Raw genomic sequence first — 15163 nt, forward strand, 5'->3', positions numbered from 1 at the left:
CCTGCAGATTTTTGTGAGTGCTGCGCACTCAAGCGGGAGCAAGCTCCCTCGCCACAAAGGTTTGCATTCACCCGGTGTTGCGGTGTTTTGTGCTTTAGAAGTGATACGTCATGCGCGCAAACAGCGTGCGGCCCAGTGGGTCGGTGTAGCGCGGGTCATAGCCGCTCTGGAAGTTGTAGGCCTGGTTGGAGAACGGTGGGTTGCGGTCGAACATGTTCTTCATCCCGGCATCGACATCGAGCACCTTGTTGAAGGTGTAGCCGGCCGACAGGTCCCAAACCGAATACGACGCCACGCGCGCATGGGTATCGCGGTCGTAGTCGTTGTAACCGGTGGTGAAGCGGTTGGTCAGCGACGCGCGAGCCGCGCCGAAGGTCCAGCTGCCGGTGAGGTTGTGTTTCCAGCGCGCGATCACCCCATCCCCTTCGAAGTCGCCGACCTTGTCGGTGAACGGGCCTTTGATGGTGCTCTGGAAGTCGTAACTGTCGACGTAGGTGCCTTGCAGTCCGAGACCGAACTGGCCGTAAGGGGTGTTCGGGAAGCGGTAGTCCAGCGACACATCGACACCGTTGGTTTCGACGATGCCGAGGTTGGCGTTGCCGGTGACGATGTAGTTGAGCGTACCGTCGGCGTTGCGCACGAAGCGATCCGGGTAGCTGCCGGCCTGATCGAACACGGTGGATTCAGGGAACGGCTGGATCTGGTTGGAAATGTGAATCCACCAGAAATCCAGACCCACCGACAGGTTGCTGACCGGCTGATAGACGAAGCCCAGCGTCACGTTGCGCGCCTTCTCCGGGGCCAGGTCTTCGTTACCGCCAATCTGGTTGAGGAACTGCTGGCCGCAATCGCGCCCGCCGTTGCCACCCGGTTGCACCACGCCACCGGTACACAGCACCGGGTCGTTGTAGTAGCCCTGGGTGTAGGTGATGCTGCGCGGCGAATACAGCTCGTAGAGCGATGGCGCCCGGAAGCCCTCACTGTAGGCGCCGCGCACCACCAGCTCCTTGAGCGGCTGATAACGGAACGAGTATTTCGGGTTGGTGGTGCTGCCGAAGTCGCTGTATTTGTCGTGACGCACGGCGGCGGACAGTTCGAGGCTGTCGAGCACCGGCACGTTGATTTCGGCGTACGCGGCCTTCACGCTGCGGTCGCCCTCGACGCTGCCGGCCGGGTCGATACCGAGGCTCTGAATGTCGCCGGCAAACTGTTCGAAGTCCTGGTGGAATTTCTCTTTGCGGTACTCGCCGCCCAGCGCCAGCCCGGCGGGGCCGGCACCGAACCAGTCACCGATCTCGCGGCTGATCCGCCCGTCGAAACCGGCGACGCGGCCGACAGCGGTGGAGTACGCGCCGTGGTACATGGCCTGGTCGATGTACTGCTGACCGGCGGCCGATTGCGGGCCGAACGGGTTGAGCAGACCACTGGCCAGACCGTTGATCATCGCCTGATCGCTGACATATCCGCTGGTGACGCTGGAGACGATTTTGTTCTGGTTGTACGAGGCGCCGACGTTGTAATCCCAGCCGCCGACCAGACCGTCGAAGCTCAGCAGAAAGCGCTGGCTGGTGTTCTGGTCTTTCGATTCACGCGGGCCGGCAGCAGTCTCGCGCCAGTTGACATCGACCGGCTGCGTCGGGTCGAGGGCGAAGCCGGTCGGGCCGGGGGTGATGCCGTTGCCGGGGTAGTAGGGCGACGACGAGTCCAGGCTCAAACCGGTGAGCGGGGCCGGGCCGACCGCCGTGGCGTTGTTGTTGCGCGACCAGAAGTATTCGAGGTTGACGTTGTGGTCATCCGCCAGCTTGCCGGTGGTCTTGCCGAAGAACGACGTCTTTTCGGTTTGCGGAATCAGGTCGATGTATTCACGGGTACTGAAACGGCACAAGCCGTCGCGGGCCACCAGGTTGGGGCCGTTGCAATTGCTGTTGGCCAACGGGTTGGTGGCGTTGCCGTTCTGGCTGTAGTTGCCGGGGAACGCGGTGCCGGAGGTCTGGTCCAGGCCACGACCGGGCACGTAGTCGCGGGCGAAGGAGCGGTCGTTGGCGTCGAGGTTCTGCTGCTTGTTGTAGTTGAACACGCCGAGCACGTTGAAGCGGTCTTGCTCCAGATCTCCGTAGCCCCAACTGGCGCTCATGTCTTTGCTGGCACCGCCGCCGCTGTGGGTCGGGGTTTCGCCACCGAGGGTGAGCTGGCCATCGGTCAGGGATTTCTTGGTGATGAAGTTGATCACGCCGCCGATGGCGTCGGTGCCGTACAGGGCTGATGCGCCGTCGCGCAGAACCTCCACGCGCTCGATCGCGGCAAACGGGATCATGTTCAGATCCACCGCGCCGCCGGCCGAGTTGGTGCCGGACAAGGCATTGTTGGCCAGGCGTCGACCGTTGAGCAGCACCAGGGTCTTGTTCGCGCCGATGCCGCGCATGTCGGCAAACGAAGCGCCACCGGTGGCGGCGCCGACCGAGCCGGCGCTGTTGTTGATCGACTGGCTGCCGGTGATCCGCTGCACCAGCTCGGCGGTGGTGGTCACGCCCTGTTTGCGCAGCTCATCGGCCTTGAGAATGGTGATCGGCACCGCCGTTTCCGCGTCGACCCGGCGAATCGCCGAACCGGTCACTTCCACCCGTTGCAGTTGCGTGGTCGGCGCCACCACCGCTGCCGCAGCGGGCACGGCCGCGTTGTCATCCTCGGCGGCTTGCACAGTCCCGGCACCCATCCCCATGGCCACCAGATACAACGGAACAAAACGATGACGAGAGATCGTGGCCACCAAAGGTTTGAGCGTAAAGCGTGGAGTGTTCATCAGCATGGTTGTTTCCGACTTTGTTAGACGTTATCGAAATGGCCTTGTGAGCCCTGATTGCGCAGGTCACGGGGGTGCCGCGCCGCGAAAAACCACTTTCTTCAAGCAAGCCGATCCCCTCCGAACACGCGTGGCGTTTTTTCGGTCGGCTGATTGCGACGGGATTCTTCAGCGGTGTCGGGCGCGCTTCTCAACGCGCGCCCGGCACCGCACTCAGTGGGTGGTCATCACCGAAATCTTGCTGATGCCCGAACGTTCGATGGACGCCATGGCCTTGGCCACCTGACCGTAGTTGACGTTGGCGTCGGCCTGCAGCTGCACGCGCACTTCGGCGTCCTTGGCCTTGACCTCCTTGAGACTGGCCTCCAGCGATTCTGGCGCCAGTTCGGTTTTTGCCAGATAGAACTTGCCGTCCTGATCGACGCTGACCACCACCGGGTCTTTCTTTTCGGCGGGGGCGACGGCATCGGTTTTCGGCAGGTTGACCTTGATCGCGTTGGTCATCAGCGGTGCGGTGACGATGAACACCACCAGCAGCACGAGCATCACGTCCACCAGCGGCGTGACGTTCATTTCGCTGAGCACTTCATCGCTGTCTTGGGTGGAAAAGGACATCAGCTGGCCTCCCGCACGGCGGCTGTGGTTTTACTGGCGATGGCCTGACGGCTGATGGAAAACGCACTGCGTGAGGCGAGTGCGTCGAAGTCGTGAGCGAAGTCATCCATGTCTGCCGAGGCGAGTTTCAGGCGGCGCAGGAAGAAGTTGTAAATCAGCACCGCCGGGACCGCGACGGCGATCCCCACACCGGTGGCGATCAGTGCATGACCGATCGGGCCGGCGACCGCTTCAAGGCTGGCCGAACCGGTTTCGCCGATGCTTTGCAGGGCTTCCATGATTCCCCACACGGTGCCGAACAGACCAATGAACGGCGCGGTGCTGCCGATACTGGCGAGGATCGCCTGACCGTTTTCCAGCGAGCGACGTTCTTTCTGGATCTGCTGGCGCAGGTTGCGTTCCAGGCGATCGGAACGGTTGATGGTGTGCGCCAGTTGTTGCGTGGTGCGCGGCGATTCTTCCACCAGCAAGGCTTCGAAACCGCTGCTGGCGATGCGTGCCAGCGAGCCCGGATACTGGCTGGCGTGTTCGGCCGCCGTGAGCAGATCCGGTGCGCCCCAGAAGGCTTTGCTGAACTGTTTGTTCTGGGCTTTCTGGCGCAGGTATTGCGCCGACTTGACCAGCAGGATCGCCCAGCTGACCACGGAAAACAGCACCAGGCCCCAGAGCACACCGGGGACAATCATCGAAGACAGTGAATTGTTCATCGCTACACCTCGCTTGCATTAAGTCGGTTGTGAGTTCGTCGGGTTGTGCCGTTATTGCGGCAATTTGAAATCGATGGTCTGGGTGGCGAAGCCGTCAATCGGCGTGTCACCGCGTTTGGCCGGAATGAACTTCCAGTTCTTTACCGCCGCGACGGCGGCGTCATCCAGTTGCGGCTTGCCGCTGGACTTGGTCACTGTCACCGAGCCGGCGCGACCGTTGGCCAGCACCTGAATGCGCAGCACCACGCTGCCTTCCCAATTGCGCCGCAGCGCCAGCGACGGGTATTCCGGCGGCGGGTTGCCAAGGCTGGCAAGGCCGGAAATCGCTGCCGATTCCTTGACCGGGCCAGGCGCGGCGGCCGGGGCCGGTGGCGCGCTCGGTGTCGCCGGCGCAGCGGGAGCGGCCGGTTGTGCCGGGGCGGGCGGAGCTTTCGGCGGCTCGACTTTCTTCACCGGTTTGGGCTTCTCGACCGGTTTCGGTTTTTCGATCGGCTTGGGTTTCTCTGCCGGTTTTGGCGGGGGCTTGACCGCGTCTTCATCTTCCACCGGTTGTTCCGGTTCCGGTGGTGGAGGGGGCGGCGGTGGCGGTTCCGGTGTGGGCGGTGCCGGCGGCGTCGGGCTGCTCAGCTCGACGGTCATTTCCGGAATCTGCGGCGGAATCGGCAGTGGCTCGGGCCGGGTCTGCTGGAAAAACCACCAGGCGCCGCCGTGTATCAGCGCTGACACCGCCACCAGCAACAGCATCTGTTGCTTGCTCAACCCGCCAGGCTGCGAAGTGTTGGCCGTGAAGGCCGGCCTGTCCGGTGGCGGCGGGATTGGCGCTTCCCGTAACGGCCCCGGCAGGGCTCTGTGCTTTACCGCATCGTTCATTAAAGCTCCCTCGGGTTGATGAAGGGCAATAAGCTGCCGTCCGAACATAGGGGTGATGTTCGAGTGGGTGGGTGCAACTTTCTTCAAGGTGTGCGCAGGCCGATAGTTGAACTATCTATTGAGCCGGGCTTGCTTACAGTTACTGGCTTAGAGCCATCGACTTCGAGTGTTCATTAGCCATTCCCTGGTTGTTCTGGTGCTTAATGTAGGAGCTGCCGGAGGCTGCGATCTTTTGATCTTGAAAAGCAAAGATCGCAGCCTGCGGCAGCTCCTACAGTTGATTACTCGAATTTTGTTTTGCAACCGCTGTGCCAAATGTTGCCGAAATGTAGAGCGGTTATTTCATGGCTGTTACCCATGTCGCATTTATATAAATTTTATTGGCGGGCCGAGTTTTCTTTAGTGCATGACTGTCCACGACCCCAAATTTCGGGGCTTTTTTACGGGCGAGTCAGGCCTGGCGCTGTATCGGGCAGATTCGCCAGATAGAGCCGCTGAGCTCGGGTCTGCCGGGGCATTTGCTGGTGCGCGGCGGACTGATTTGGTGCGGGTCAATGGATTAGCGGGTCACAGGTTGTATTCCTTGTTTTTGTTTAACTGAAATCAATGGTTGGATATTGGTTAGTTGTGATCGGTGGAGCGCTTTTGGTGCAATAATGAAAAACTGAAGTTATTGTTCGACAATCCTGCTATTGGTCTTCGAACTGTTGTTGGTGCACTAACTTCATGGGTGGTATTTAAAAAATAAATAGTGTGCTGCCGCTGGCGCAAGCAATGGCGCCAGACACAGGGCATGAGTGTCGGGTTCAGGTAATAAGGTAAGGGTATTGATTGCCGGGACTGTTACGGCGAACTCGGCTTTGCGCCGATGGATACCAACAGGCTTTGCAGAGCGTTTGAAGATTCACGCGGTGAACTCCTTGTTGCCAGCTCGGATACGCGAACTTTTGGTTCGGTATCGCACCTTACAAGAACGCGGATAGCGTTCGATGATTGCTCTTGGTGCGGGATGGGCACCGCCAGCGCTGTTTTGCGAGGTTTGAATTCGCAAGTCGCGATTGCATGGGAAAAACGTGCCAAAGCGGATACACCCGCTATAAATAGGGCTACACAGATCTGTCGAGATCGAGGAGGGGGCATGTATCAACTGTACGGACATCGCAATTCAGGTGCCGCAGCCATCGAGGTGGCGCTGGAGTTATGCCAGATCGCCTATCGCTTTATCGATATCGAAGCCTCAAGCGAAGCCGCCGAGGCACTGGCGCATCTCAATCCACTGAAACAGGTGCCAACCCTGCAATTGCCCGATGGCAGTGCGATCACCGAAAGTGTGGCAATTCTGATTCATCTGGGCCTGAGTTTTCCCGAGTCCGGTCTGTTGCCGGCCAAGGCGGCTGATCGCGATCAGGCGATTCGCGGCATGGTCTACATCGCCAGCAATTGCTACGCGGCCATCGGTGTCATCGATTACCCCGAGCGCTGGCTGGTGATGCCGGACGAAGCCTCACGGCAAAACCTGATGGCCGGCGCCCGTGAGCGTTTGCACTGGAGTTGGGAAGTGTTTGCCGACCAGTTTTCCGCCGAGTTGTACCTGGACGACGAAACGCCCGGCGCGCTGGACGTGCTGGCGGCCGTGGTGACGCGCTGGTCGGGCAGCCGCGAACACCTGCGCCAGAGCCGTCCGGGGTTCTATGCGTGGTTGCAGCGCATCGACCGGCACCCGGTGCTGGCACCTGTCTTCGCCCGGCACTGGCCGGTTTGACCACCACAAGATCCTGTAGTGAGGGGATTTATCCCCGATGGGGCGCGAAGCACCCCCAAAAAAGCCGGGACCGCTGCGCAGTCCATCGGGGATAAATCCCCTCACCACAGGGCTCACTCCTGAAGGAGGGAAGGACTTATTCCCCGCGAATGTACTGCTCCAGCTGCTTGATCAGCTCCGCCTGTTCGGCAATCGCCTCCTTCACCAGGTCACCGATCGACAGCAGGCCGATCAGTTTGCCGTTCTCCACCACCGGCAAGTGGCGCAAGCGTTTGTCGGACATGATGCCCAGGCAGGTGTCGACGGTCTGGTGGGTGTCCACGGTGATGACGTCCTTGACCATGATGTCGCGCACCGGTGTGCCCACCGACGAGCGCCCGTGCAGTACCAGTTTGCGTGCGTAATCACGCTCACTGATGATGCCGACCACTTTGTCATCTTCCATCACCACCAAGGCCCCGACGTTTTTCTCGGCCATTTTCATCAGCGCTTCGAGCACCATGTGACCGGGATCGATATGGTGCACTTCCTGATTTTTCTGATCTTTGAGCTTGAGCAGTTGGGCGACGGTCTTCATGGCGGTTACTCAGGTGTTGTCGTTGTTCTTCAAGCATCGTAGACGCTGGCGCGCAGGGCAAGGTGGCAAAGCGGCAGATAGCACGCAAAAAACGTCATTTGGCGGTTTTTCCGGCCTGTCTCCAACCCTGTGGCGAGGGAGCTTGCTCCCGCTGGACTGCGGAGCAGGCCCAAACCCTGAGCATTCGGTTTGCCTGATTTACCGCATTGCCTGATTTTACGACTGCTGCGCAGCCGAGCGGGAGCAAGCTCCCTCGCCACAGGGGATGGGGTTATCTCGGACGATGCCGCGTAGAATGCCCCTCTGATTCAATTCCTGAGGTTGCAGTGGTGGATTTACAGCAGGGCTTCGTCCTGACCCGGCATTGGCGCGATACCCCGGTCGGCACCGAAGTCGAGTTCTGGCTGGCGACCGACGCCGGGCCGCGCCGTGTGCGGCTGGCGCCGCAGACGTCGGTGGCGTTTATCCCCGCCGCACAACGCGAAGCGGCCGAGCGTCTGCTGCACGACGAAAAGAACGTCGAACTGCGCCCGCTGGCCCTGCAGGACTTCGAACATCGCCCGGTGCTGGGCCTGTATTGCCAGCAACACGGCCAGTTGATGCGCCTGGAAACCGCGCTGTCCCGCGCCGGCGTCGATGTCTTCGAAGCCGATGTGCGTCCGCCCGAGCGCTACCTCATGGAGCGTTTCATTACCGCGCCGGTGCTGTTCAGCGGTACTGCCGATGCCGACGGCGTATTGCTCAATGCTCAACTCAAACCCGACCCCAAGTATCGACCCAAACTGCGCCTGGTTTCGCTGGACATCGAAACCACTGAAACCGGCGAGCTGTATTCCATTGCCCTCGAGGGCTGCGGCCAGCGTCAGGTGTACATGCTCGGCGCACCCAACGGTGACGCCAGCATCATCGACTTCGACCTCGAATACTGCGACTCACGCACGCTGATCCTGAAAAAGCTCAACGACTGGTTCGCCCTCCACGACCCCGACGCAATCATCGGCTGGAACGTCGTGCAGTTCGATCTGCGCATCCTTCACGAACACGCGCGACGCCTCGGTGTGCCGCTGAAAATCGGCCGTGGCGGAGAGGAGATGCAGTGGCGCGAACACGGCAGCCGCACGCACTACTTTGCCTCGGCGGCGGGGCGCTTGATCATCGACGGCATCGAGTCCTTGCGTTCGGCGACCTGGAGTTTCCCCTCGTTCAGCCTGGAAAACGTCGCCCAGACCCTGCTCGGCGAGGGCAAGGCGATCGACAACCCGTACCAGCGCATGGACGAAATCAACCGCATGTTCGCCGAGGACAAACCGGCGCTGGCCAAGTACAACCTCAAGGACTGCGAGCTGGTCACGCGGATCTTCGCCAAGACCGAACTGCTGACCTTTTTGCTCGAACGCGCCAGCGTTACCGGCCTGCCGGCGGATCGCAGCGGCGGCTCGGTAGCGGCGTTCACCCATTTGTATATGCCGCTGATGCACCGTCAGGGTTTCGTCGCGCCGAACCTGGGCACCAACCCGCCACAGGCCAGCCCCGGCGGCTTTGTCATGGACTCGCAGCCGGGGCTGTACGAGTCGGTGCTGGTGCTCGACTACAAGAGCCTTTACCCGTCGATCATCCGCACTTTTCTGATTGACCCGGTGGGCCTGATCGAAGGCCTGCAACGCCCGGACGATGCCGATTCGGTGTCGGGGTTTCGCGGCGCACGTTTCTCGCGCACCCGGCATTGCCTGCCGTCGATTGTTGCGCGGGTCGCCGAGGGCCGCGAGACCGCCAAGCGCGAGCACAACGCACCGCTGTCGCAAGCGCTGAAGATAATCATGAACGCCTTCTACGGCGTGCTCGGTTCCAGCGGTTGCCGGTTTTTCGATACGCGTTTGGCGTCGTCGATCACCCTGCGCGGCCACGAGATCATGCTACACACGCGGCAGCTCATCGAAGCGCAGGGCCACGCGGTGATCTACGGCGACACCGATTCGACCTTCGTCTGGCTGCGCCGGCCGCATGGGCAGGAAGAAGCGGCGCAGATCGGCCAGGCGCTGGTCAGGCACGTCAACGATTGGTGGCGCGAACATGTGCGTGAGGAATACGGCCTGCAAAGCACCCTCGAATTGCAGTACGAAACCCACTACAAACGCTTTCTGATGCCGACCATTCGCGGAGCCGAGGAGGGCAGCAAGAAGCGCTACGCCGGACTGGTGACCCGCGCCGACGGCAGCGAAGAAATGGTCTACAAAGGTCTGGAAACCGTGCGCACTGACTGGTCGTTGCTGGCCCGGCAGTTCCAGCAGGAACTCTACGAGCGGATTTTCCAGCGCAAGCCGTATCAGGATTACGTGCGCGATTACGTGCGCAAGACCCTCGCCGGCGAATTCGATGAGCGACTGGTCTACCGCAAACGCCTGCGCCGCACTCTCGACGACTACGAACGCAACGTGCCGCCGCATGTGCGTGCGGCGCGGCTGGCCGATGATTACAACGCCCGGCACGGGCGCCCACGGCAGTATCAGAACGGCGGCTGGATCAGTTACGTCATCACCCTGGCCGGGCCGGAACCGCTGGAAGTGCGCCGCGCCGCGATCGACTACGACCACTACATCACCCGCCAGCTGCAACCGGTGGCGGATGCGATTCTGCCCTTCGTCGACGACGATTTCTCAACCCTGATCGGGGGGCAACTGGGCCTGTTTTGAGTCCAGCAGTTGCAGGGTCCATTCGTCGAGGATGCCGTGGAAGTAGCGCTCCAGTGCCTGAGCGAACTGGCAATCTTCGGCGCTGAACTGCGCAAACAGGGTCATCGAGGAGTGGAATTTCAGGTCATCGGGGTGGCCGAAAATCTCGGCAATCGAGCGCTGGCGCACTTTCAGCACCAACTGCGTGCAGGTACGCAGCCGCGCACCGAGCAGGTCGTGGGCCAGATAGGCCTGCGCCTCTTCGGCGGACTGAATGGCGAAACGCCGGGACATCTCGCTGCCACCGAGCCCTGCGAACTGCGGGAACACAAACCACATCCAGTGGCTGCGCTTGCGCCCCTCACCGAGTTCACGCTGAATCCGTTCGAACACCGGGTCCTGCGCCTGGACGAAACGCTGCAGGTTGAACGGGTCATGCTGATCAGTGCTTCTCATGACGAAGCCCTCGCCAGCAGCCGGCATGTCAGACCATCGCCAGCCGCTGCTTGCGTTGTGGCGCTTTGAATACCTGATCCAGCGCCGCCAGATCCCCGGCGTCCAGTTGCAGCTGCGCCGCCTGAGCATTGAGTTGCACGTGTTCCGGTCGCACAGCCTTGGGAATCGCAATCACCCCATCCTGACGCAGAATCCACGCCAGCGAAACCTGTGCCGGGGTCACGTTGTGACGAGCGGCAATTTGCTGTAGCGCCGGTTCGGCGAGCATCGTGCCGCCCTGGCCGATCGGGCAGTACGCCATCAACGGCATACGCTGTTGCTGGCACCAGGGCAGCAGATCGAATTCGACGCCACGCTCTTCGAGGTTGTACAGCACCTGATTGGTGGCGCAGGCCGGGGAGGCCAGTTCTTGCAGATCGTCGACATCGAAATTCGACACGCCCCAACGGCCGATCTTGCCGTCCGCGCGCAAACGTTCGAAGGCTTCGACGGTTTCTTCCAGCGGATACTGACCGCGCCAGTGCAACAGATAGAGGTCGATGTAATCGGTGTCGAGCCGGCGCAGACTGCGCTCGCAGGCTTGCGGGATGCCTTTGCGGCTGGCGTTGTGCGGATAGACCTTGCTCACCAGAAATACCCGGTCGCGCAGACCGGCGATGGCTTCGCCAACCACGCTTTCGGCGCCGCCCTCGGCGTACATTTCCGCTGTATCGATCAGGGTCATGCCCAGTTCGATGCCTTGGCGCAGCGCGGACACTTCCCGCGGGTGCGCCGCGCGATCTTCGCCCATGCGCCAAGTGCCCTGGCCGATCACTGGAACCTGCACGCCTGCCAGTTCAAGGGTACGCATTCAAACCTCCTGTGCTGATGGTCGATACCTTAGTGGGCAGCAGGATAGCGCAGGGGTTCCAATGGAGGTCGATGAACCTGTGGCGAGGGAGCTTGCTCCCGCTGGACTGCGCAGCAGGCCGCTGCTTTCCAACTTAATGAAAAGCGAGGGCCGCTTCGCGCCCCAGCGGGAGCAAGCTCCCTCGCCACAGGAGATGAGTGAGGTCAGTTATTTTGTGGTGAATTTCAAGACGACGCTTTGTGTATAAGCCTGCCCCGGATCCAGCCGCGTGCTCGGAAAATCCGGCTGATTCGGCGCATCCGGATAGTGCTGGGTCTCCAAAGTAAACGCGCCCCAGTGCGGATAGACCTTGCCACCCTTGCCCTTGACCGTGCCGTCGAGGAAGTTGCTGGTGTAGAACTGCACCCCCGGCTCGCTGGTGAACAGCTGCAGATGCCGCCCGGACTGCGGATCGCTGACCTCGGCGGCAACTTTGCTCACATCCCCCTTGGTATCTAGCACCCAGTTGAAATCGAAGCCGCCCTGTTTCGGTTCGGCGAATTTCAACTGCGGGTGATCGGCCTTGATGTGCGTACCAATGGCGGTGGGCTTGGTGAAGTCCATCGGCGTGCCGGCCACTGGCGCCAGTTCGCCGGTCGGGATCAGCTTGGCGGTGACTGGGGTGTAGCGGCTGGCGTGCAGGGTGGCGATCTGTTTCAGCACATCACCATTGCCGGCGCCGGCGAGGTTGAAGTAGCTGTGGTTGGTCAGGTTGAGCACGGTCGGTTTGTCGGTGCTGGCCTGATAGTCGATGCGCAGTTCGTTGCTGTCGGTCAGGCGGTAGGTCACCTGCGTGGTGAGGTTGCCGGGGAAGCCCATTTCACCGTCCGCCGACAGATAGGTGAGGGTCACGCCGACGGAATCCTTGTCCTTGGTTTCCTGCGCTTTCCAGACCTTCTTGTCGAAGCCTTGGGTGCCGCCATGCAAGGCGTTGGACTTGTCGTTCTGCGGCACCTGATAGCGTTTGCCGTCGAGTTCGAACGCACCGTCCGCGAGTCGATTGCCGAAACGGCCGATGGTCGCACCGAAATACGCCGTGCCTTTCTGGTAACCCTGAACATCGTCGAAACCCAGCACCACATCGGCGGCTTTGCCGTGTTTGTCCGGCACCAGCAGCGATTGCAGGGTGGCGCCGTAGGTGATGACGGTCGCCTGCATGCCGTGGCTGTTGCGCAGGATGTATTGCTCGACGGGCGTGCCGTCATTGGTTTTGCCAAAGGCTTTGTGTTCGGCGCTGAGGCCGGCCGCGTTGGCGGAGAGGGTGGCGATCATCAGGGACAGTCCGAGGCCGGAGAGCAGGTGACGTGATTGAAGCATGGTTGACCTTCCTTTTTGTTGTTGTTTTCAAAACACCACAATTCCCCTGTAGGAGCTGCCGCAGGCTGCGATCTTTTGATCTTGATTCTAAAAACGAAGGTCAAAAGATCGCAGCCTTCGGCAGCTCCTACACGGTACTAGTCAATCTATTTGTGCAGGTAAAGAAGGTTTATAGCGGATTTATCGTGTATTTCAACAATAAAGACTGACTAATTGGCTTGGCGCTCCTTCGCCGTCAATCGACCGGGAAAATCCGCCACTGCACTTTTCCGGATTCGGCGGCTCTATCCATGGCCAGGATGCGGCGACGCCCGCCGCGCAGGAATGTGCCTGTTCGAGAATTCATGCCGAGAGCTTTTCACCCGATCGCCCGATTTTTTCGCCGCCCGTGCCTGTTGCTGGCCTGTCTGTCATTGCTGTTTGTCAGCGGGTGCACGCACCAGACCGGCAACGGTTTCATCGCTCAGATGCGTGACGGTCAACCGCAGGAATTCCTGCAGACCAGCGTCGATCGCATGGCCACGTTGGCGATGCGCGACAACCTCAACAGTCTTTATCGATTGATGGGCAAGCTGTATTTGCGCAACCCGGAAGAGCTGCGCAAGTCGGGCTTCCTCGACATCAACACGGCGGTGAAACAGGTGCGCCTTGCCGTCGAGCAGCAGCAACCGTTACCGGTGTTGGGCGGGCGCAAAGATCTGGCGGCGCTCAGCTACGCGATGAGTCCGGAGTTTCTCGGGGATCGGGTTGGCGCCTTTATCTATGCCATCGGCAGCATGCTGGTCACCGCCCACGGCAATCGCATCGAGTTCTACATGACTGATGCGATCAACCCGACCTTCGTCCACAACGCCGCGCGCAACATCGAGAAAGCCACGTGGATTCTGGCCCAGCGGCAGAACAAGGAGGGCCAGCCGCTGCTGTTCTCCAACGAAATCTCGGAGGAGGGCAGCAACCTGAGTTTCGCCACCGAGTTCGGCAAGATCGTTGCACGGCTCGACCTGTTGTCGCAGATGCTCGACGAGCGTTACCGGCGCATCGGCCTGAACTACGCGCAGAGCCTGCTGTTCCTGAATTTCCTCCCGGTGCAGTAATCCCTGTAGGAGCTGCCGCAGGCTGCGATCTTTTGATTTTGTTTTTTAAGATCAAGATCAAAAGATCGCAGCCTGCGGCAGCTCCTACATGTTGTCAGTCATGAGGGATAGGTTGTATACAATTCTCCGTCACATTTGACTCAAATGGAGCTGCACCTGTCATGACCGACTCCGCAAGCACCGACTTCACCCGCACTGACTGCGTCATCCGCACCGAAAAACTGCCCTATGCCGCATTACTGGCGTTCGCCATGACCGGCTTTATCGCCATCCTCACCGAGACCCTGCCGGCCGGGCTGCTGCCGCAGATCGGCGCCGGGCTTGGGGTCAGCGAAGTGCTAGCCGGGCAACTGGTGACGCTGTATGCACTGGGCTCGATTGTCGCGGCAATTCCGCTGACCGTCGCCACCCGGGGCTGGCCACGGCGGCGGGTGCTGTTGATGACGGTTGGCGGGTTCCTGCTGTTCAACACCGTGACCACGTTCTCCAGCCATTACGGCCTGACCCTGGCCTCGCGGTTTCTCGCCGGGATGGCGGCGGGGCTGTCGTGGGGAATCATGGCCGGTTACGCCCGTGGCATCGTGCCAGTGCACCAGCAGGGACGGGCACTGGCAATCGCCATGCTCGGCACCCCGGTGGCGCTGTCGCTGGGCACCCCGGCGGGGACCTGGCTGGGCAACCTGATCGGCTGGCGCGCCTCGTTCGGGATCATGTCGGCGCTGGCATTGGTGCTGGCTGCGTGGATTGTGCTGGCGGTGCCGGACCGTCCGGGGCAGGCCAGCAGCGAACGCCTGCCGCTGCTGCAATCACTAAGCCTGCCGGGCGTGCGGCCGGTGCTGTTCGTGGTGCTGACCTGGATGCTCGGGCACAACATTCTCTACACCTACATCGCGCCATTCCTGATGCAGGCCGGGCTGGCCGAGCGCGTCGATCTGGTGCTGCTGGTGTTCGGCCTGTGTTCGCTGGTGGGGATCTGGATCATCGGTTTGCTGGTGGATCGCTGGTTGCGCTGGCTGACGCTGATCAGCCTCGCGGTGTTTGCCGTGACCGCACTGGTGCTGGCGCTGATATCCCCGTCGCCGTGGCTGATCTATACCTGCATGGCCGTGTGGGGCCTGTCATTTGGTGGTTCGGCGACGTTGCTGCTGACGGCGGCGGCGGATTCGGCCGGCGAGCATGTGGACGTGGTGCAGGCGATGCTCACCACCTCGTGGAACGTGGCGATTGCCGGTGGCGGCCTGTTTGGCGGGTTGCTGCTGGATCGGGCGGGCGCGATGTCCTTTCCATGGGCGTTGTTGATCCTGTCGCTGATCGCGCTGGCGACGGTGTGGATCAACCGTCATCACAGCTTCAAACCGGGCCGGCGCCAGCACTGAACCACACCTCCACTGTAGGAGCTGCCGCAGG

General features: G+C 61.2%; 12 protein-coding genes. 4 read left to right on the top strand and 8 right to left on the bottom strand.

Annotation, left to right across the window (positions count from 1 at the left end; all coding sequences use genetic code 11):
• Positions 1–94: 94 nt before the first annotated feature.
• The 4 genes from ABV589_RS24835 to ABV589_RS24850 form a co-directional block, all read right to left on the bottom strand.
• Positions 95–2806, bottom strand: coding sequence for a TonB-dependent receptor (locus ABV589_RS24835; RefSeq protein ID WP_367084055.1), 2712 nt, complete (start codon positions 2804–2806; stop codon positions 95–97).
• A 207-nt stretch (positions 2807–3013) separates the two neighbouring features.
• The gene (locus ABV589_RS24840) at positions 3014–3415 is read right to left on the bottom strand and encodes a biopolymer transporter ExbD (RefSeq protein ID WP_003223575.1); all 402 of its coding nucleotides are present in this window, start codon (positions 3413–3415) and stop codon (positions 3014–3016) included.
• Positions 3415–4122, bottom strand: a complete 708-nt coding sequence (locus tag ABV589_RS24845) for a MotA/TolQ/ExbB proton channel family protein (protein ID WP_007966644.1) — start codon at positions 4120–4122, stop codon at positions 3415–3417. Before ABV589_RS24845 ends, ABV589_RS24840 begins: the two co-directional genes overlap by 1 nt.
• A gap of 51 nt (positions 4123–4173) precedes the next feature.
• Positions 4174–4992, bottom strand: coding sequence for an energy transducer TonB (locus ABV589_RS24850; RefSeq protein WP_367084056.1), 819 nt, complete (start codon positions 4990–4992; stop codon positions 4174–4176).
• A gap of 1138 nt (positions 4993–6130) precedes the next feature.
• On the opposite strand from ABV589_RS24850, the gene ABV589_RS24855 reads away from it, so the two are divergent.
• Positions 6131–6754 carry a glutathione S-transferase gene (locus ABV589_RS24855; RefSeq protein ID WP_367084057.1) on the top strand — a complete coding sequence of 208 codons (624 nt, stop codon included), beginning with the start codon at positions 6131–6133 and terminating at the stop codon, positions 6752–6754.
• A gap of 136 nt (positions 6755–6890) precedes the next feature.
• On the opposite strand, the gene ABV589_RS24860 is transcribed toward ABV589_RS24855, so the two are convergent.
• Positions 6891–7331: a CBS domain-containing protein gene (locus ABV589_RS24860; protein ID WP_027613875.1), complete on the bottom strand. Its 441-nt coding sequence runs from the start codon at positions 7329–7331 to the stop codon at positions 6891–6893.
• A 329-nt stretch (positions 7332–7660) separates the two neighbouring features.
• Here ABV589_RS24860 and ABV589_RS24865 point away from each other — a divergent pair, with 329 nt between their 5' ends.
• A complete protein-coding gene (locus tag ABV589_RS24865; RefSeq protein ID WP_367084058.1) occupies positions 7661–10021 on the top strand; it encodes a DNA polymerase II in 2361 nt (786 codons plus the stop codon).
• Here the strand turns inward: ABV589_RS24865 and ABV589_RS24870 are convergent.
• From ABV589_RS24870 to ABV589_RS24880, 3 genes are all read right to left on the bottom strand, one after another.
• Complete coding sequence (locus tag ABV589_RS24870; RefSeq protein WP_367084059.1) at positions 9986–10456, bottom strand: DUF1810 domain-containing protein; 471 nt, start codon at positions 10454–10456, stop codon at positions 9986–9988. The genes ABV589_RS24865 and ABV589_RS24870 overlap by 36 nt on opposite strands.
• Before the next feature lie 28 nt (positions 10457–10484).
• On the bottom strand, positions 10485–11306 hold the full coding sequence (locus tag ABV589_RS24875) for an aldo/keto reductase (RefSeq protein ID WP_367084060.1): 822 nt from the start codon (positions 11304–11306) through the stop codon (positions 10485–10487).
• Between the two features lie 207 nt (positions 11307–11513).
• Complete coding sequence (locus ABV589_RS24880; protein ID WP_367084061.1) at positions 11514–12662, bottom strand: aldose epimerase family protein; 1149 nt, start codon at positions 12660–12662, stop codon at positions 11514–11516.
• Positions 12663–13006: 344 nt separating this feature from the next.
• Between ABV589_RS24880 and ABV589_RS24885 the strand changes: the two genes are divergently transcribed.
• Both ABV589_RS24885 and ABV589_RS24890 read left to right on the top strand, forming a co-directional pair.
• Positions 13007–13756, top strand: coding sequence for a hypothetical protein (locus ABV589_RS24885; protein WP_367084062.1), 750 nt, complete (start codon positions 13007–13009; stop codon positions 13754–13756).
• 161 nt (positions 13757–13917) lie between these two features.
• Positions 13918–15132: an MFS transporter gene (locus tag ABV589_RS24890; RefSeq protein WP_367084063.1), complete on the top strand. Its 1215-nt coding sequence runs from the start codon at positions 13918–13920 to the stop codon at positions 15130–15132.
• The last annotated feature ends 31 nt before the right edge of the window (positions 15133–15163 follow it).

It is taken from the genome of Pseudomonas sp. HOU2, assembly GCF_040729435.1.
Lineage (GTDB): Bacteria > Pseudomonadota > Gammaproteobacteria > Pseudomonadales > Pseudomonadaceae > Aquipseudomonas.

Bases quoted from the DNA above. Each gene is read 5' to 3' on its own strand.
- ABV589_RS24875 (WP_367084060.1), bottom strand. From the start codon at position 11,306: ATGCGTACCCTTGAACTGGCAGGCGTGCAGGTTCCAGTGATCGGCCAG.
- ABV589_RS24855 (WP_367084057.1), top strand. From the start codon at position 6,131: ATGTATCAACTGTACGGACATCGCAATTCAGGTGCCGCAGCCATCGAG.
- ABV589_RS24860 (WP_027613875.1), bottom strand. From the start codon at position 7,331: ATGAAGACCGTCGCCCAACTGCTCAAGCTCAAAGATCAGAAAAATCAG.
- ABV589_RS24850 (WP_367084056.1), bottom strand. From the start codon at position 4,992: ATGAACGATGCGGTAAAGCACAGAGCCCTGCCGGGGCCGTTACGGGAA.
- ABV589_RS24835 (WP_367084055.1), bottom strand. From the start codon at position 2,806: ATGCTGATGAACACTCCACGCTTTACGCTCAAACCTTTGGTGGCCACG.
- ABV589_RS24890 (WP_367084063.1), top strand. From the start codon at position 13,918: ATGACCGACTCCGCAAGCACCGACTTCACCCGCACTGACTGCGTCATC.
- ABV589_RS24885 (WP_367084062.1), top strand. From the start codon at position 13,007: ATGCCGAGAGCTTTTCACCCGATCGCCCGATTTTTTCGCCGCCCGTGC.
- ABV589_RS24880 (WP_367084061.1), bottom strand. From the start codon at position 12,662: ATGCTTCAATCACGTCACCTGCTCTCCGGCCTCGGACTGTCCCTGATG.
- ABV589_RS24840 (WP_003223575.1), bottom strand. From the start codon at position 3,415: ATGTCCTTTTCCACCCAAGACAGCGATGAAGTGCTCAGCGAAATGAAC.
- ABV589_RS24845 (WP_007966644.1), bottom strand. From the start codon at position 4,122: ATGAACAATTCACTGTCTTCGATGATTGTCCCCGGTGTGCTCTGGGGC.
- ABV589_RS24870 (WP_367084059.1), bottom strand. From the start codon at position 10,456: ATGAGAAGCACTGATCAGCATGACCCGTTCAACCTGCAGCGTTTCGTC.